The sequence below is a fragment of the Gordonia sp. L191 genome, from assembly GCF_030077625.1.
GTDB classification, from domain to species: Bacteria; Actinomycetota; Actinomycetes; order Mycobacteriales; family Mycobacteriaceae; genus Gordonia; species Gordonia polyisoprenivorans_A.
The window spans coordinates 4,800,930-4,817,772 of record NZ_CP125996.1 but is presented as its reverse complement, the minus strand read 5'-3'; the positions used below and the strand labels follow the sequence as shown (position 1 = coordinate 4,817,772).

General features: G+C 65.0%; 19 protein-coding genes and 1 tRNA gene. 11 read left to right on the top strand and 9 right to left on the bottom strand.

Features of this window, described 5'->3' with window-relative positions; genetic code table 11:
• Positions 1-124 precede the first annotated feature (124 nt).
• The 4 genes from glfT1 to QNM97_RS21745 all read right to left on the bottom strand — a co-directional run bounded on the left by glfT1 (position 125) and on the right by QNM97_RS21745 (position 3,375).
• A complete protein-coding gene (glfT1, locus tag QNM97_RS21760) occupies positions 125-1,039 on the bottom strand; it encodes a galactofuranosyltransferase GlfT1 (RefSeq protein WP_283820289.1) in 915 nt (304 codons plus the stop codon).
• The gene (wzt, locus tag QNM97_RS21755; RefSeq protein WP_283820288.1) at positions 1,036-1,857 is read right to left on the bottom strand and encodes a galactan export ABC transporter ATP-binding subunit Wzt/RfbE; all 822 of its coding nucleotides are present in this window, start codon (positions 1,855-1,857) and stop codon (positions 1,036-1,038) included. The genes glfT1 and wzt overlap by 4 nt, the downstream gene beginning before the upstream one ends.
• A gap of 23 nt (positions 1,858-1,880) precedes the next feature.
• Entirely contained in the window at positions 1,881-2,729 is an 849-nt protein-coding gene (gene wzm / locus QNM97_RS21750; RefSeq protein WP_165776348.1) for a galactan export ABC transporter permease subunit Wzm/RfbD, read from the bottom strand.
• Between the two features lie 67 nt (positions 2,730-2,796).
• A complete protein-coding gene (locus QNM97_RS21745; RefSeq protein WP_425324106.1) occupies positions 2,797-3,375 on the bottom strand; it encodes a bacterial proteasome activator family protein in 579 nt (192 codons plus the stop codon).
• A gap of 95 nt (positions 3,376-3,470) precedes the next feature.
• On the opposite strand from QNM97_RS21745, the gene QNM97_RS21740 reads away from it, so the two are divergent.
• Positions 3,471-4,667 carry an aminotransferase class V-fold PLP-dependent enzyme gene (locus tag QNM97_RS21740; protein WP_283820286.1) on the top strand — a complete coding sequence of 399 codons (1,197 nt, stop codon included), beginning with the start codon at positions 3,471-3,473 and terminating at the stop codon, positions 4,665-4,667.
• Between the two features lie 72 nt (positions 4,668-4,739).
• Positions 4,740-5,216, top strand: a complete 477-nt coding sequence (locus tag QNM97_RS21735) for a MarR family winged helix-turn-helix transcriptional regulator (RefSeq protein ID WP_283820285.1) — start codon at positions 4,740-4,742, stop codon at positions 5,214-5,216.
• Between the two features lie 55 nt (positions 5,217-5,271).
• Here the strand turns inward: QNM97_RS21735 and QNM97_RS21730 are convergent, their stop codons facing one another.
• The gene (locus QNM97_RS21730; RefSeq protein ID WP_208793722.1) at positions 5,272-6,249 is read right to left on the bottom strand and encodes an NAD(P)H-quinone oxidoreductase; all 978 of its coding nucleotides are present in this window, start codon (positions 6,247-6,249) and stop codon (positions 5,272-5,274) included.
• 161 nt (positions 6,250-6,410) lie between these two features.
• Between QNM97_RS21730 and QNM97_RS21725 the strand changes: the two genes are divergently transcribed.
• A tRNA-Ser gene (locus QNM97_RS21725) sits at positions 6,411-6,498 on the top strand.
• A 701-nt stretch (positions 6,499-7,199) separates the two neighbouring features.
• On the opposite strand, the gene QNM97_RS21720 is transcribed toward QNM97_RS21725, so the two are convergent.
• On the bottom strand, positions 7,200-7,559 hold the full coding sequence (locus QNM97_RS21720) for a hypothetical protein (RefSeq protein ID WP_283820284.1): 360 nt from the start codon (positions 7,557-7,559) through the stop codon (positions 7,200-7,202).
• Positions 7,560-8,083: 524 nt separating this feature from the next.
• On the opposite strand from QNM97_RS21720, the gene QNM97_RS21715 reads away from it, so the two are divergent.
• From QNM97_RS21715 to QNM97_RS21695, 5 genes are all read left to right on the top strand, one after another.
• Positions 8,084-8,719, top strand: coding sequence for an MspA family porin (locus QNM97_RS21715; protein WP_283820283.1), 636 nt, complete (start codon positions 8,084-8,086; stop codon positions 8,717-8,719).
• Positions 8,720-8,881: 162 nt separating this feature from the next.
• A complete protein-coding gene (locus QNM97_RS21710) occupies positions 8,882-9,199 on the top strand; it encodes a hypothetical protein (RefSeq protein WP_283820282.1) in 318 nt (105 codons plus the stop codon).
• Between the two features lie 104 nt (positions 9,200-9,303).
• The gene (locus tag QNM97_RS21705) at positions 9,304-10,662 is read left to right on the top strand and encodes a hypothetical protein (protein ID WP_283820281.1); all 1,359 of its coding nucleotides are present in this window, start codon (positions 9,304-9,306) and stop codon (positions 10,660-10,662) included.
• 49 nt (positions 10,663-10,711) lie between these two features.
• Complete coding sequence (locus QNM97_RS21700) at positions 10,712-11,017, top strand: hypothetical protein (RefSeq protein ID WP_283820280.1); 306 nt, start codon at positions 10,712-10,714, stop codon at positions 11,015-11,017.
• 459 nt (positions 11,018-11,476) lie between these two features.
• Complete coding sequence (locus QNM97_RS21695; protein ID WP_283823279.1) at positions 11,477-12,115, top strand: YoaK family protein; 639 nt, start codon at positions 11,477-11,479, stop codon at positions 12,113-12,115.
• A 124-nt stretch (positions 12,116-12,239) separates the two neighbouring features.
• Here the strand turns inward: QNM97_RS21695 and QNM97_RS21690 are convergent, their stop codons facing one another.
• From QNM97_RS21690 to QNM97_RS21680, 3 genes are all read right to left on the bottom strand, one after another.
• Complete coding sequence (locus tag QNM97_RS21690) at positions 12,240-12,758, bottom strand: MmpS family transport accessory protein (protein ID WP_283820279.1); 519 nt, start codon at positions 12,756-12,758, stop codon at positions 12,240-12,242.
• Between the two features lie 114 nt (positions 12,759-12,872).
• Positions 12,873-13,781: an SDR family NAD(P)-dependent oxidoreductase gene (locus tag QNM97_RS21685; protein WP_283820278.1), complete on the bottom strand. Its 909-nt coding sequence runs from the start codon at positions 13,779-13,781 to the stop codon at positions 12,873-12,875.
• The gene (locus tag QNM97_RS21680) at positions 13,781-15,028 is read right to left on the bottom strand and encodes an alpha/beta hydrolase family protein (RefSeq protein ID WP_283820277.1); all 1,248 of its coding nucleotides are present in this window, start codon (positions 15,026-15,028) and stop codon (positions 13,781-13,783) included. Before QNM97_RS21680 ends, QNM97_RS21685 begins: the two co-directional genes overlap by 1 nt.
• Positions 15,029-15,100: 72 nt before the next feature.
• On the opposite strand from QNM97_RS21680, the gene QNM97_RS21675 reads away from it, so the two are divergent.
• The 3 genes from QNM97_RS21675 to QNM97_RS21665 are packed head-to-tail and all read left to right on the top strand — an operon-like array spanning position 15,101 to position 16,820.
• Positions 15,101-15,517 carry a CoA-binding protein gene (locus QNM97_RS21675; protein WP_283820276.1) on the top strand — a complete coding sequence of 139 codons (417 nt, stop codon included), beginning with the start codon at positions 15,101-15,103 and terminating at the stop codon, positions 15,515-15,517.
• Positions 15,518-15,524: 7 nt separating this feature from the next.
• The gene (locus tag QNM97_RS21670; protein ID WP_283820275.1) at positions 15,525-16,283 is read left to right on the top strand and encodes a hypothetical protein; all 759 of its coding nucleotides are present in this window, start codon (positions 15,525-15,527) and stop codon (positions 16,281-16,283) included.
• A gap of 30 nt (positions 16,284-16,313) precedes the next feature.
• Complete coding sequence (locus tag QNM97_RS21665; RefSeq protein ID WP_283820274.1) at positions 16,314-16,820, top strand: MarR family winged helix-turn-helix transcriptional regulator; 507 nt, start codon at positions 16,314-16,316, stop codon at positions 16,818-16,820.
• The last annotated feature ends 23 nt before the right edge of the window (positions 16,821-16,843 follow it).

Sequence of the window (16,843 nt, the reverse complement as noted above, 5' to 3'; positions counted from 1 at the left end):
AGCCCGTCGTGGTCCGTCTCCACAGTAGAACACGTTCTAGTTTTGCGGGGCAAGGTTCGGGAAAGGCAGCGCCAACGGCGCGAGAGAACTCGATCGGGGGCGACGAACCGGGGTAAATCACCCCTCACTCCGGTCGGACGAACCGTTCCCGCCGGCCGAGCCGCTGCAGGCGCAGCCACTCGGAGAAGCCCTTGACGTCGTGTTGTTGCACCAGGAAGTACCAGCCGAAACGCGCGTACTCCTGCGGGAGCAACTTCCGCATCCCGGGCTGACTCATCAGGTAGCCGCGGTTGCGGTAGGTGAAGAACCGCTTGGTCGGGTTGTCCGGGTACTGGGTGTGCATCCGTCCGCCCATGATCGGCCGGAACTCGTCGGAGCCGTAGGGGTGGAGATACGCAGTGGTCAAACAGGTTCCGAACGGCAGACCGGACCGCTGCAGTCGGCGGTGCATCTCGACCTCGTCACCGCGGAAGAACAGACGCAGGTCGGGGACGCCGACCATGTCCAGGGTGTCCGCGCGGAACAGGGCCCCGTTGAACAGTGACGCGATGCCGGGCAACAGGTCGTCACCGCTGTCCTCGCCGTTCTCGAATAGCTCGGAACGCTTACGCCGCCAGGCGATTCCACGTCGAAGCGGAAAGGCGAGGGTATCCGGATCGTCGATGTTGACGACGACCGGTGACACTTCGGCGAGGTTGTGGCGGGTCGCGCAGCCCAGCAGGATATCGAGAACCTCGGGCCCCTCGGGCCGGCCGTCGTCGTCGGCGCACCACACCCAGTCGGCGCCGAGGGCCAGTGCGTGCAGCATGCCCAGCGCGAAACCGCCCGCCCCGCCGAGATTCCGCTCGGATCCCAGATACGTTGTCGGAACCGGCTGAGTAGCAACGAGTTCGGCGACCGCTGCCTCATCGGCATTGTCGACGACGACGATGTGGTCGACGGGCCGGGTCTGTGTGGCGAGGACCGATAGTGATGCGGCTAGCAGCTCCGCGCGCCGATGGGTGACGACGACCGCAACGATCTTGTCGCGCATGCTCATTCGGCGGTGTCGGCTTCCTTCTTCAGGCCATCGAGAACCTCACGCACATGCGATGCCGCCTCGGGTCCCTCGTAGGCGTTCACCACGTCCTCGATGCCGCCGTCCATGCGCACCTCGCCGTGGTCGATCCACAGGGCGCGGTCGCACAGCTGGGCGAGGAATTCGTTGGAGTGGCTGGCGAAGACGAGGATGCCCGAGCGCTCCACGAGCGCCTCGAGACGGGTCCGCGCCTTCTTCATGAACTCGGCGTCGACGGCGCCGATACCCTCGTCGAGGATGAGGATCTCCGGATCGATGCTGGTCACCACGCCGAGGGCGAGGCGCACCCGCATACCGGTGGAGTAGGTGCGCAGCGGCATGTTCAGGTAGTCGCCGAGCTCGGAGAACTCCGCGATCTCGTCGGTCTTCTTGAGCATCTCCTTGCGGGTCAGTCCCAGGAACATGCCGCGGATGATGATGTTCTCGTAGCCGGAGATCTCCGCGTCCATGCCGACCCCGAGGTCGAAGACGGGCGCGACGCGGCCGGTCACCTGGCAGTGCCCGCGCGTCGGCTCGTAGATCCCCGACAGCAGTCGCAGCAGGGTCGACTTGCCCGCGCCGTTGTGCCCGACCAATCCGACGCGATCGCCGTGCTCGAGATGCAGATTGATGTTCTTGAGGGCCTCGACGACGATCACGTTCGACGCATTGGCGCCGATCACGCCGCCGGCCGCACCGATCACCGATTTCTTCAGCGAGCGCGTCTTGGCATCGAAGATCGGGAAGTCAACACACGCATCCCAGGTGTCCACCCGGACGGTGCTCTTGCTGGTCGCCATGGTTGTCGCCTTATCTCCGCCGGTCACACCCAGTAGGCCACGCGGGCGCGGTAGTTGCGCATCACGGCCAACGCCATCAGCCAGCCGACGATCGTGCAGCCGATCACGACCGCCCAGTGATAGAAGGCCACCGACTCGCCGAGCAGCGGGCCGCGCGCGATGTCGAGGTAGTGATACATCGGGTTGAGTTCGACGAGTTTGAGTCGCTCCGACTTCTCTCCGGTCTGCTTGCCGAGGTTCTCGGTGGTCCAGATGATCGGCGTCATGAAGAACACCAACTGCACCGCTGTGGTCAGCAGCTGGCCGATGTCGCGGAAGCGGGTCGAGAGGATGCCGAAGACGATCGACACCCACACGCCGTTGATGACGAACAGCGCGATCGCCGGGATCACCAGCAGGGCAGTCCAATTCAGCGGCTGCGGGAAGATGATCAGGATGGCGATGTAGATGACGATGTTGTGGGCGAAGATGATCAGCTGCCGCCACACCATCCGGTAGACGTGCACGCTCACAGGTGATGGGAGCTGTTTGATCAGGCCCTCGTTCTTGGAGAACACCTCGGCGCCCTCGAGGATCGAGTTCTGGATGAAGTTCCAGAAGATGAACCCGAGCGTCACATACGGCAGGAACGACTTGATGTCCATGTGGAACAGCTCGCCGTAGAGCAGGCCCATCGCGACCGCGGTGACGCCGGTGGCGATCGTGATCCACAGGGGACCGAGCAGGGAGCGGCGGTAGCGCTGCTTGATGTCCTGCCACCCGAGGTGCAGCCACAGTTCGCGGGCATTCAGACCCGCCGACAGGTCGTCGAACGCCCGGCGCATGGACCGCGACGTCGCACCTGTGGGCGGCGGTGGGACCCGCCCCTGCATCACTTCGGCTGACACGAGGCCACAGCATACAAGCGGCGGAACCACCGCCGGCGTCCAGAGGTACCGATCAGAGGTACTGACCGGTGCTGCCGTGTCCGCCCGCCGACGGTGTCATCCCCGGTGGCAGCGCTCCCTGACGCATCTGCTCGAGTTGCGCGCGAGCGGCCATCTGCTGGGCGAACAGTGCGGTCTGGATGCCGTGGAAGAGCCCCTCGAGCCAGCCGACGAGCTGGGCCTGGGCGATACGCAGCTCGGCGTCGGACGGGGTGGTGTCGTCGGTGAACGGCAGGGCGAGCCGCTCGAGCTCCTCGCGCAGCTCCGGTGCCAGCCCGTCCTCGAGTTCGCGGATCGACGACTCGTGGATCTCGCGCAGCCGGTTGCGGCTCGCCTCGTCGAGCGGAGCCGCACGGACCTCTTCGAGGAGTTGCTTGATCATCGTGCCGATCCGCATGACCTTCGCCGGCTGCTCGACCATGTCGGCGACGCTGGAACCGTCGGAGGACTCCGAGGAGGAACCCTGCGCCGCGGCCTGGGTACCCAGCGGGGAGTCGGCACCCAGGATGACGACCGAATCGTTGTCGGTCTCGGACGCTCCGTCGCGATCGGGGGTGCCGAAGGGATTCGCATTGTTGCCGTCAATGACCATGTTCTCCATTGTGCCCAACCGGCTTGCGCCCGACGTACGGAACCGGTCATCGGATACCCGCTGATCGGCGCACAGGCCGCGTCTATCGTGGGGCCATGCCCTTCGATGTCGCCCATGCGCGTGGACTTTTTCCCTCGCTCGGCGACGGCTGGATTCGCTTCGATCCGCAGGCCGGGATGGTGATCCCGGACTCGGTGGCCTCCGCGGTGTCCCGCGGATTCCGACAGCTCGGGGCGTCGCCGCGGGGCCGGTATCCGGCGGCGCGCGAGACCGCCGACGCCCTCGACGGCGCCCGCCGGGCCATCGCCGACCTGGTGGCCGGGCAGGCCTCAGGCGTGGTGCTCGGACCCTCGCGGTCGGTGTTGCTGTGGACGCTCGCCGAGGCGATCAACCCCAACAAATGGCTGTCGGGCAACGTCGTCGTCAGCCGCCAGGACGACGAGCCGAACATCCTGCCGTGGGTGCGCGTCGTCGACCGCGTCGGTGGCACGCTGCGGTGGGCCGAAATCGACGTCGAAACCGGAGAACTGCCGGCCTGGCAGTACGACGACCTGATCGACCGGCACACCGCTGTGGTGGCGGTTCCCCTGGCCTCGTCGACGCTGGGCACCCTCACCGATGTCAGCGACATCGCCGCGCGGGCGCGGGAGGTCGGCGCGATGGTCGTCGTCGACGCGTCGAGTGCCGCGCCCTACCTTCCGCTCGACATCGACGAACTCGGTGCCGACGTCGTCGTCGTGTCCGCCGAACGGTGGGGTGGGCCGCGGATGGCGGCGATGGTCTTCGCCGAGCCGCGGGCGATCGACCGGTTGAACACGATGTCATCGGATCCGCATGCGGTGGGGCCTGAGCGACTCGAGATCGACGAGCATCAAGGCGCCCTACTGGCCGGCGTCGTGGCTTCCGTCGAACATCTCGCAAGTCTCGACGAGACTGCTCTGGGTAAGCGTCGGCGACGACTGACCACTGCTCTCGACGGCGTCAACGAGTACCTGCAGCGGCTCGGTTTCTACCTCATCAACTCACTTGACCAGCTCAATCACGTGTCGGTGATCGGCAAGAGCGACAACCGGGTCCCGTTGGTCAGCTTCGCCGTAGACGGGGTTGGGGCCGACACCGTGGTGCGCAGACTCGCCGACAACGGGATCTGTGCGCTCGCCGACCTGCCGAGCCGTGCGCTCGCCCGCATGGGCGCCGGCGATTTCGGAGGAGCTGTCACCGTCGGGCTCGGACCGTATTCGACGCCGTACGAGGTCGACCATCTCGTGCGGACACTCGGTTCGTTGGCGTGAAGTGGACAACTTTGTCGGTCGCCCGACCCACTGAGTTAGTAAGTTCTGCTCTGGTGCACTATTTTGTGGAAAGTGAACACCGAGGAGTCCGCGCGGCTGTCCGACGACGAGTTGGCCGTGTGGAGTGCTTTCGTCGACGGGGGCTGGGCCCTGATGGCCGAGGTGACCGCGGGCTTCAGCGCCGCGGGGGTCTCGGTCAACGACATGCGGGTGCTCGAGATCATCGCCGCCCGTGAAACGATCGGGATCAGTGAGATAGCCGCGGCCATGCATGCCGGCGTGAGCACGGTGTCGCGCGTGGTCGCCCGCCTCATCGAGGACGAAATCCTCGAACGTGTGCACTCGCGCTCGGATGCCCGGCACCGACTGGTCCGCCTCACCGACCACGGACGGGCCCAACTGCGCGCACAACTCGACATCCGCGACGCGGTGGTCCGTAAGCATGTCATCGAGGTGCTCACCAAGGAGGAGTTCGAGTCCCTCCGCCGCATCTTCGGCAAGATCCGCGACGGCTCCTCGGCCCGCCCCTGTTCGGACGGGCTCGCCTGAGCCGCCAGCTCTTGGCGCCGGGGGTAACCGGCTTTGGGTGATCAGTCTGCGGTGATCAGACTGCGGCCACGCGCAGCAACACCTTGCCGATCGCCTCGCCGCTGTCGAGGCGATCATGCGCTGCCGCGGCGTCGTCGAGGTCGTAGACGCTGTCGATGACCGGCAGCACCTTGCCCGCCTCGATCAGCGGCCAGGTCACCGTTCGCGTGTGCGTGACGATCTGGGCCTTGCCGCCGTCCCCATCGACCGGTCGGGATCGCAGCGTCGTCCCGATCACCGACGCGCGTTTACCCATCAGCGCGGCGATCGACAATTCGGCCTTGGTGCCGCCCTGCATGCCGATGATGACCAGGCGGCCGCCGGTGCGCAGCGCAGAGATGTTCTGCGCCAGATACTTTGCGCCGATGATGTCGAGGATGACGTCGGCGCCTCCGCTTTCGGTGATCACCTCCACGAAATCGTCTGTGGCGTAATTGATCAGGACGTCGGCACCGAACCCGGCGCATCGATCGAGCTTCGCCGCGGTACGTGCGGTGACGGCGACGCGGGCGCCGAGTGCGTGGGCGAGCTGGATGGCGTGGGTGCCGATACCGCTCGATCCGCCGTGGACGAGGAGCAGTTCACCAGCTCGCAGGCCACCGGCCTCGATGACGTTGGAGACCACCGTGCACGCCACCTCCGGTAGCGCCGCCGCGTCGGCGAGAAGAACCCCGGCCGGGACCGGCAGCACCTGCGCCGCGGGAACCGCCACCCTCTCGGCATATCCGCCGCCGGCGAGCAACGCGCACACCTCGTCGCCGACCGACCAGCCCGACACCCGTGCCCCGACCTCGCTGATCCGGCCCGAGACCTCCAGCCCGAGGGTCTCCGGTGCGCCGGGAGGCGGCGGATAGTTGCCGCGGCGCTGGAGCAGATCAGCGCGGTTCACCCCGGCCGAGACGACGTCGATGACGACCTCGCCGAGGTCGGCGACCGGATCGTCGATGGTGGAGACGGACAGATCGCCTGACGAAGAAACGGTGACGGCACGCATCACCCGATCGTGGCACAGGGCGGCCACCGTGCGCGGTCGGTGCTGGTAGGCGCGCTGCGTGCACGGGCCGCATCCACCAGCTGGCGACGCGTCAGGAGATCGGTGGCGACCCGTGAGCCGATTCGGCCGGCTGCAGGGCCCTCACGTACCCTTTTCGGCAGGGAAGCGTGGCAGAGCGGCCGAATGCACTCGCCTTGAAAGCGAGCGTGGGTAAAACCACCGGGGGTTCAAATCCCTCCGCTTCCGCCAAATGGGCGTTATTCGAACTCGGCGCGTACGCAAGTACGCGCCGAGTTTGTTTGTGCCTGCGGATGGGTCTGACCTGCAGGTTTCGCTGTGCGAGCAAGAGGGCTTCGGTGAGGGTGAGGCCACCGAGGTCGAAGGCGGTGTCGCCGGATGCTGGCTCTAATGTGTTGTCGGATGGCGTGTCGGGGGTGTCGGTCATCTCATTAGTCATGATCTCGGTGTCGGTGTCGGTGTCGGTGTCGGTGTCGGTGTCGGTGTCGGTGTCGGTGTCGACGGCGAGCAGTCCGCCGAATCGCTGGTGCACGACAGCGGACTGCACCTGTCCGTCCTCGCCGATGTATATCTGGTCCCGGCATCCACTACGGGACAGTAAAGCGACTCATCTGAGACGTGGACCAAAACACTTACGCAGGGTTGTAGGTCGATAATGCGCCTCATGATGAACGCTACACGGGCCCCTCGGGGGCCGATCGTGTGCGATAAAGCGAGCGTTTCTGCGGCGGTGACATGTTCCGTCGCCGGAAAATGCTAATACTCAGAGCGGTTCGCTTCGCTCGATTCGTGTGCGCCCCCGTGCTGTTCGCCAGAGGATCATGCGGGCCAACGCGGTGAGGAGGGTTGTGCCGGCGAGTGTGGCGAGGACGATGTCGATGAACACGAGACTGCGACCAGGGACGTACGTCGGTGAGCGGTGTACGGCGCGGTTATGGTGCGCATCGGCTGGCGGGCCAGAGGGTGACGTAGTCGATGTTGCCGGGGCCACCGTCGTTGGGGGTGGCGATCCCGATCTCGATGCATCCCTCAACAAGGGTGGCGGCTTGGGCGTCACGTTGGATGACATGGCCCCAGGTCGGGTTGTAGACGAGGTTGGGAATGTAGGGGATGCCGGAGAATGCGGTGCCCAGGTTGTTGTGGGCGACGAACGCGGTCTGGGAAACGGTGAGTGTGACGCCGTGGCGGGTGTAGTCACGGGCATCGGCGTGACCGGCTCCGAGGGCTCCAGCGGCCACAGATGTGGCGGCGACGATCCCGGCCGGTGCGGCAGTGGTCTTTGCGTGTTTCATGTCGGACCCCCGTGATGTGTAGTGAACTGGATCGAGACTGTACTACAGCTGATGGCTGTCTGCTGAGGTACGTGTATTCGCTTGGCGGGGCATATCTTTCGGGGGAGGTGTCGTCCGGGCCGGGTGCGTGTGATTGTCGGTGGCGGGTCTGCGTTGTCGGATTTTCCGACTCGTGTGCGCTATCCGGTCGTTGGTGTGGTGTACCTGGCCGTGTTTGAGGACGAGGGTGGATCGGAGTAGTGAAGGCGAGGTTGCCGTGGTAGGCCCTGTATCCACGTGGTGTCCCCTTTCCGGGGGATTCTTCTCAGTTCCGGAATGACGTTCAGAGGGTTCTGACCTGCTGATTTGTCTCGGTGCCAGGCCATTTCACCGAATTGTTATCTTGCCGAAAGGTCGACCTTGTGGTTTGCTTTCGGCAATCAGTTCGGCATCTGACATTCGCAGTTCGTGGTGTCGGATGGATGTAGCGAGGGGACGGCATGGCGGTGGGGATTGGTTCGGTGAGGCGACGACGATCGGGAGTCATGCGACGTCGCGGCGTGCTGGCGGGTGCTGGTGTCGTGTGTGTGGTGGTCGGGTCGGTGATCGGCGCGGGTGCATCTGGTGCTGCCCCGAGTTCGTTTGCTGATCAGCAGACGACCAAGCGCACGGATGATGGATGGGTTGTCTCGGCGATCAAGTCGCACGAGCAGGTGCGTTCGGTGCCACCCCTCAACCAATCGCCGTGGACGAGAGAGGGTTTCCTGAGTCTGAAAGGTGAGGGCGTCATCGCTGGGACCGGGTCGGTGCCGGTGCAGGCGGGCACTGTCGCGGCCGGGTTTCAGATCGGCTGCAACACGGATGTGACGTCGGGTGCCACGGTCGGGGTGTCTGGTGGGCCGTCGGCGCAGATGAACATTTCGTATCCGCCGGCGGTGGTGATCGGTGCGACGGTGACCCCGAATATTGCGACGACGTTGCGGCCGGGCACGATCGCGGATATTCCGTTCGGCAGCAAGAAGATGCAGACCGGGAAAGCCGGTATCACTGTCGACGGGGTGCATGTGAAGGTCGACGGTTGTTTGGGGCCGGTCGCCCTGCGCGCGTATGTGACCGTGAGTGTGTCAACGGCGTTGAACGACAACACGATCAACGTGTACGGAAAACCGCACTATCTGTGACCTGGTGTCGCTGGCCTCCTCACCGGCATGCGGTGCCTGAGGGACGACGTTCCCTCCCTCTCTCTTCTCGTTCCCAATCTTCTCCCTGAAGGGCTGTGATCTCGTATGACTGCTCCTGCTTCGTCTGTTCCGGGTGGCGCGCATCGGTTTGACGCCGATGCCGTGACCTCCGAACTCCCTACCATCCGTAGTGGTGGTGATCGCTCGCTCGATGACCGTGACGCCACTACTGCTGCGCCGAACGACGCTGCCGACACCGGTAGTGGGGTGCCGGTGCTGAAGGTGATGTTGTTCCTCGTCGGCTGCGTGGTGCTGGTGTTGGCGGCGGCGAACCTGTCGAATCTTGGTGAGTGGTCGGACCGGTGGGGTGTGATCCCGGTGTTCCTGGTGTTCTTTCTGGTGATGTCGATCGCCGGACGCTGGTTCTGGGCCGGAGCGGACGCCATCCTGGGTGCCCTGATGTGGGGCAAAACCGAATGACACCCAGCAATCATCAGCACGCTGAGCCCGCTCGGGAGTTGCAGACGGTACAGGCTCGTCGTGGCCGTCACCGGGTGCCCCGTCGTCGTCTCGGCGCCGGGCTGATGGCGGCAGCCGTCCTCGCTATCGGCGGCGGGGTCACGGTCGCCGCACTCGGGAGTGATGCGGCTCCGGCGCATGCGGATGCGTTGTGTGATCAGATGCGCGCCCAGTATGGCTCGAACTGGCCGTGCATTTCGGTTCCGACGAATACGTTCCAGCCAACGACGAACACCCCGGCACCTACGACTGGCACCAATGGTGCGGGTTCAGGCGGCCCGCAGGTTGGCTCCAATATCGGGCCCGGCCCGGGCGAAGGCAACGGCACACCCATCGTGACCGTGCCCGGACAGGCCGCTCCACAACCACCAGCAGCAGGTGGCGGCAGCGGCGGCTCCACGCCGACCAACCCGAACACTGGCGGCGTCCGTCCGACACCACCAGTACCGCCGGGCGACACCACCGGGCAGATTCCGGTGGTGCCCTCCACCGCTGCACCGGTGGCGACCACGGTTCCGGGCGCGACCACTGCGAACCCACAGCCAAGCAACCCGCCGCACGCGTTGGATTCCGGGTCGAAGCAGCCGGAGATCCCTCTGGCGGTATGGGTGGTGGCGGGTGCGGCGGCGTTTGCTGCGGCCAATCCGCGGGCACGTTCAAGGCTGTCGAGCTACAGCAAGGGGCTCAAGATTCCGGGAATCTACCGGACGCTGGCTGACGACGAGATTCCGTTCCCGAACACTGATGGCCGAGAGTACGCCTATCCAGACGAAGATCTTCCGATTCGCGGGGGATGGCAGGGCGATGTTCAGGTGACAGGAAACATGAGGTATCACCCCGACGCCGGGCAGAAGACCGGCACACTCACCTTTTCTGACAAAGCGACACCTGTCGTCTCCAACGGAGACGCTCGCATGACCCGCAACAAAGTTCGGGTCTGGGTCAACGGCAAGGACGTCACCGACCAGGCAAATATCGAGTACACGCCCACAGGTGTGAAGGGAAGCATCAAGGTCAACGAACTTGATACGGTGATTGTCCGGCATGTGTCGACGATGCAGTGGAGCGAAGGCTCGGGTAACACGCGAGTCAGTCGGACATCGAATGGCGATGTCCTCGGATATGTGAAAGTGGTCAACGATGCCGACGCAATGGGTAAGGCGCTCCGCATTGGAAACGGCCACGGCTTTGACAAACACCAGGCGAAAGGCGACCTTCCGCGCGGAATCGTCACACGAGATGAGTACATCGATATGATCTATCGCACGATTCGATGGGCGCCGCCACAGGACCATAAGAACTTGAACAGAGGCCGAGAAGCGTGGTGGGACGGACTGCGCGGGGCCGTGATTGTCTACGATCCTAATAATGAAGGAACGGCATTCGCTCCAATCGACGGGAAGGCGTACTTTGACGAACTATGATCATGGGGGGAATATATTGAACGCGCTTAATCCCGCTGAGTTGGAACTGATGAAAGCTGCCATACTTAATGGCATTGATGCAACTCCGGAAGAGTACTTCAAGCTGAAGACGGGAGTGGATCGATCTAAAGGAATTCGGAATATTCTCGCGCCGTTTAAAGAGTTCGCGGCAGGGGCCGCTGTTCAAGCTGATATCTCCACATTCATTGAGTGTATGAAGCTATCTGTGATGTTCGTTGCCGATTTTGAATATCACGCGAGGACAGGCTTCGAGAAGGATGATGTTCTCGCGTTCATCGTTTCAATGGAGACCGAAGGTCAACCGCCTGAGCGATACCCTGCAGATTTGAAGTAGGTCAACTGTGTGAGGCATGTCGATCGCTCACTGGACTACGTCGTCAGCCGATCTATCACTCCGTAGTTGAGTGTCCTGCCATCAGGTCATTGGCCTTGCCGCTTGTGCTCCAGCGTCTGAAACGTGTCTCGGTAGTAATGATAGAGCAGACCGTCTCGTCGCGGCACGATAGCGTTTGGGTACCGGACTCTATCGACGGTGAGCCAAGCCTCAACAGCTTTCGCTGACTTGGCTGTCATGTGCTTTCTGCTGTTTGTGCAGGTCAAGTACGCGGTGGGTAGCCGGGCTGGGGTTTGAAAGCCATGACGTTCCTTCCGCCAAGAGTTCGTCGTCGAATCGGCACGTTGTAGCAGAACGTTCGCCCCTGGCGTGACCTTCTGCTACATCTCGCCTCGTCGCGGGCTGCGTCCTGCGCACGTGTGCCACAATCCGCGAGTGCACTCGATACGCAGGCGGGAACTGGCGCTGGCAATGGTGTTGGCGGCAATCGCCGGCTACCTCGACGCTGTCGGCTTCCTGCATCTCGGTGGATTCTTCGTGTCCTTCATGAGCGGCAACACCACCAGGGCGGCCGCGAATGCCGCCTCCGGTGACTGGGTGCAGGCCGGGCGGGCCGCCGGCCTGATCGGGCTGTTCTTCGTCGGCGTCGTCGCCGGGTCGGTGCTGTCACGCTTCGCGCACGGCAGAGTGGTGGTGTTGTGGGCAACCACAGGGATTGTCGGTTGCTCCGCCCTCGCTCAGACTTTGGGCGTCGGAGTGCCTGCGATCCTGGTGATCTCGGTGGCGATGGGCGTGCTCAACGCCACCTTTCAGCGCGGAGGCGAGGTGTCGATCGGGTTGACTTACATGACCGGAACCCTGGTCAAGGCCGGGCAGCGGCTGGTGGACGGCTTCTTCGGTGGGTCCCGCACTGCGTGGTTGCGTTACCTGGCGATGTGGATTGCTTTGTCCGCCGGAGCCATTGCCGGTGCGTACGCGTACACCCGCATCCCCGACGCCGTGCTCTGGATCGCTTCGGGCGGACTCCTGCTGGCCACGTCGGTGACCACGATCGTGCGCCGGCGCTCAGTACTCGTGGAGTCGGATGGCGAAAAGTGATACAGAACATAATGATTCGGCGGCGACGCACAGGTCATTGCTGAATCAAGGTTGCGGTGGACCCGAAGGGGTTGGCGCGTCACCCGACCCGACGAGATGGATCGGGCGACGCCAAGTCGCCGCACTAGTCGACGCTGCCGGTGCAGGTCGCCGATGCGTACGGACCCGTCGCAGTCTGTGTGTACTTCACTTGGTCGCCGACGATGATCTCGCACTTGGTCGAAGCAGTATCGGACTCGTCATTCGTGACGGTGAGCGACGCTGCCTTCGCGAACCCCGTGACCGTGACCTTCTTTTCCCAGGGAAGCGTGACATTCGTCGCCTGCGCGATGTTGAAGTCCTCGTCGGTCCACGTGATCGACGCAGTTCCGGTACCGCTCACGCGATACGTGACCTCGACTTCCTTCTTCGACTGCTTGTCGACCTCGTTGGCCGCAGTGCCCACGAGAGCAACGCAACCGCCGATGATGAGAACGAACACGAGGATGACGCCACCGAGAATCCACGGCCAGATCTTGCGCTTCTTCGGCGGCGGCTGAGGCGGGTAGGGGTATGGCTGCTGGCCGTAGGACTGTTGTCCGTATGGCTGCTGGGGCTGATACGGGTTGGGGTCGCCTCTGCCGGGCGGGGGAGGGGTGGTCACTGCGCCGGACTCCTTTGAACGCTGATGCAGGTAAAGGAACCGTAATCAAATGCTGCCTGAGATCAGGGCCGTTCGGCTTGCGAATCGTCCGGCCGGGGGACAGCGTGACAGATCTCAGAACTCCGTCCCCGTGAGCTTTTCGGCCGCCTCCCAGAGTCGGCCGGCAAGTCCGAAATCGCAGGCCGCGTGCGAGCGGCCGAACAGCACCGGCCGGCCGCGGAGCGCGCCGATGCCGTCGACGCCGACGTAGCTTCCGGTCGCGATCGGCTGGGTGAGGCAGTAGATCGTGGTGGCGGCACCGGCGTCGACGTCGTTGGCGAACAGTTCGGCACCGCCGCGGACGATGTGATGTGCCAGTCCGAGGTGCGGTTTGTTGGAGATGTTGGACGCCACCCAGCCGGGCGTGGTCAACATCGTCTCGATCGGCGAACCCGTTGTGCGCAAACGCCGGTCGAGTTCCAGACCCCACAACATCACCGCGAGCTTGGATCGGGCATAGGCGCGCGGTGGGCTCCACGACGCGTCGGAGTAGTTGAGATCGTCCGGGTCGATTCGCGCGGCCTTGTGCGCGTCGGATGCGACACACACGATGCGTCGGCGGACCTGTGCGAGAAGGAGATTGGTGAGGGCGAACGGGCCGAGGAAATTGGTGCCGATGCCGAGTTCGAATCCGTCGACGGTCTGGGAGTGCGTGTGCGGGAACAGGCCGGCGTTGTTGACGAGGAAGTCGATGGGCCCCTCGATGGATGCCGCGCAGTCGCGCACCGACGACAGATCCGCGAGGTCGAGCCGAACCACCGAACAGTCGCCGCCGAACTCCGCTGCGTTGAATTCTTCTGCGCGGCGGCGCCCCAACTCGACGTCACGGGCGGGCAGGATCACCGACGCACCCGCGCGGGCGAGTGCGCGCGCCGTCGCCAACCCCAATCCGTTGGTGGCGCCGGTGACCACCGCACGGGTCCCGTTCAGAGACGCGAGATCCAGACCCTCGAACGGATCCCGCTTTCCCCGACGGCCCGTCATCACGCACTCACCTCGAGAGCGTCGTCGAGCCAGTCGAACATCCGCTCGGCGGTCACCGCCCGGCCCATCGGCTGGCAGTGCCAACTGGCGCCCTCGGCGGCGGTGAAATCGACGACGGTCGACGACGTTCCGGTCAGCATCGCAGCCAGCCGGGCCGATTGCCCGGGCCAGAACTGCTCGTGTTCGGGGGCGGTGATCAACATCGGGGTGGTGATCGCGGCGGCCGCATCGGCGTCGAGGCGGTAGCGCATGACCTCGCGCATCGTGTCGAAGTACTGCCCGTTGTGCCCATAAGGTCGTGCCCGCCACGCCCACATGCGTTGGGTTGCTTTCTGTCCGGTCAGCCCGAGGGCCATCTCCCGATCGAATCGCTTCGCCTTCGAGGGATCGTCGAGCATGCCCACCAACGATTTCGGCAGGTGCGTCGTCCACGACGCCGACACATCGACCACCCCGGGATCGACCACGGCCGCCCGATAACGGTGCTCCACGGACAACGCCTGCGGCACCCAGAAACCGGCCTGTGAAATCCCGTACACCGCAAGGCGTTGCGCATCCACACCCGGCTGCGCGATGATGGTGTCGGTGACCGGGGTCAGCACCGCCTCCCAATCGGGGCGGAACAGCGCCGATTTCTCGAACAGCATCGACTGCTGCCCCGGGCCGTCGAACAGTACGACGTTGTATCCCCGGGTGAGCGCGGCGTGCCCGGCCGCACACCACAGAGCCGAGATCGACCCGTCGCTCCCGTTCACCAACACCAGTGTCGGGCGGGGCCGATCGTCGTCGGCGGGCCGCACCAACCAGCCGGGCATGGTGGTTACGCCATAGGGGATGGAAAGGCGTTGCGCGGCAAAGGCGCCGGCGCCGACGAAGCCGTCCCACGCGGCGCGGTGTTCGGCGAACACCGTCATCCGTTGTGTCTCGGTACCCACCCCGTCGAGGCCGTCGAAGGCGGTCGAGAGATAGTTCGCCGCACGCAGATACGCCGACGCTGCGCTCTCTCGATGCCCGTGGGCAAACGAGTCGCGCGCAGCGCCGGCCACCCGACGGCCCACCGCCAGCCAGGCATCGGCCCACGCCTGCTCGTGCCCGGAGTCGAGGGCGTCGATGGTCGCGAGAACCTCCCCGGCGTCGGCGCCCCCGGATGTGCAATATCCGAGCAACAGTCGGACCTCGTAGTCGCGGCCCGAATCGGAATAGAAACCACGCGAGAATGCCTGATGGATCGGGTGGGTCAGCTGCATCTACCGCTCCTTCTCCGCCCCCGGATCACAGCTTACGTTCGGCGCCGGGGCGAAACGCCCTAAACTGGCGCCATGAGTACCGATGAGGTCGTCGAACAGATCCTGCGCACCTACGACACCATCACGGTGGTCGGGGCCAGTGCCAATCCGACCAAGGCCGCCAACGAGGTTCCGGAGTACATGAAGTCGAAGGGATGGCGGATCATCCCGGTCAATCCCACCGCCACCGAGATCGTCGGGGAGCAGGTGTACCCGACGCTGGCCGACGTGCCCGAACACATCGGTCTCGTCGACGTCTTCCGCCCGTCCGCCGACACCCCGGAGATCGCCCGGCAGGCCGTGGCCGCCGGCGCCACCGCACTCTGGCTGCAGTTGGGTATCGCTTCACCGGAGGCCCGGGAGATCGCCGAGTCGGCCGGCCTGCTCTACGTCGAGGACCGTTGCCTCATCATCGAGCAGCGCCGCACCGGGATCACCGCGGGCGCCTGACGCTGCCGTGAGCGCCGTCGACACCTTCTGGCATTCGGGTCGGTTGCCGCTGTCGTTGCTGTTCCTCGCGTTCCTGCTGACCTTTGTCATCACCCGCACCATCACGCGGTTGATCCGCGCCGGTCGAGGGCCCTTCCACAACAATGTGCGCGGCGGCGTGCACATCCACCACGCCGTGCCGGGGCTGGTGTTGTTGTTGGTCGGTGCGGTGATGTCGGTGACCGTTGCCGGCCATCGTCCGGGCGCGCTGATCGCCGCGGTCCTCATCGGTGTCGGCGCGAGCCTGGTCCTCGATGAGTTCGCCTTGATCCTGCACCTCGGCGATGTCTACTGGAGCACCGAGGGCCAACTCTCGGTACAGGTGGTCTCGCTGACCACGGCTGTTCTCGGGCTGTTGGCGTTGGGCGTCAATCCGTTCGACGACACCACCGCCGCGGACAACGCACAGCTGCACGGGAATTGGGGCGTGCTGGTGGTGCTGCCGATCCACATCGCCTGCGTCCTGGTGTGCGTCGAGAAGGGCAAGTACTCGACCGCCGCGGTCGGCGCGTTCATTCCGCCGGTCGGCTGGATCGGCGCGATCCGTTTGGCCCGGCCGCACTCTCGGTGGGCCGGCCGTCACTATTCACCGGCCAAGAAGGCACGGGCCGCCACGCGCGCCGACGGTTTCGACGACCGCTTCGGCAAGTGGGGACTGACCATCGAGGACTGGGTGGCGGGCAAACCGTCGAGCGGACCGCCCCCGGCCGCCGGGCCTACCATGTGAGGCATCAGTGGAGTCATCGGGTGGAGGGACATGGCGGAAGCGACAATCGGCGAAGCGGAGGCGGTCGCCGTACCGGACCTCGGCGAGAACCCGTTGCTGCTGGAGCGACAGGTGTGTTTCGCCCTGGCCATCGCCAACCGATCGGTCCTGCGCATCTATCGCCGACTGCTCGAGCCCCTCGGCCTGACCCACCCGCAATACCTGGTGATGCTCGCGCTGTGGGAGTCCTCGCCCCGCGCGGTCAAGGACCTCGGCGCGGTGCTGCAACTCGATTCGGCGACGCTCTCGCCGCTGCTGAAGCGGCTGGAGACCAACGGGCTGATCCAACGCCGCCGCCGTGACGACGACGAACGCAATGTCGACATCGCACTCACCGACACCGGGTGGGCGCTGCGCGAGCAGGCGCTGACGATCCCGCCGGCGGTCGTCGACGCCCTCGGGGTGGACCTCGCCGACCTCGAGGACCTGCACCGGGTGCTCACCCGTGTCAACGTCGCGGCGGTCCGCGCCGCGCACGCGCCGGAGCCGCTCGCATGACGTGGTCCCGTCTGGCGGTGCCG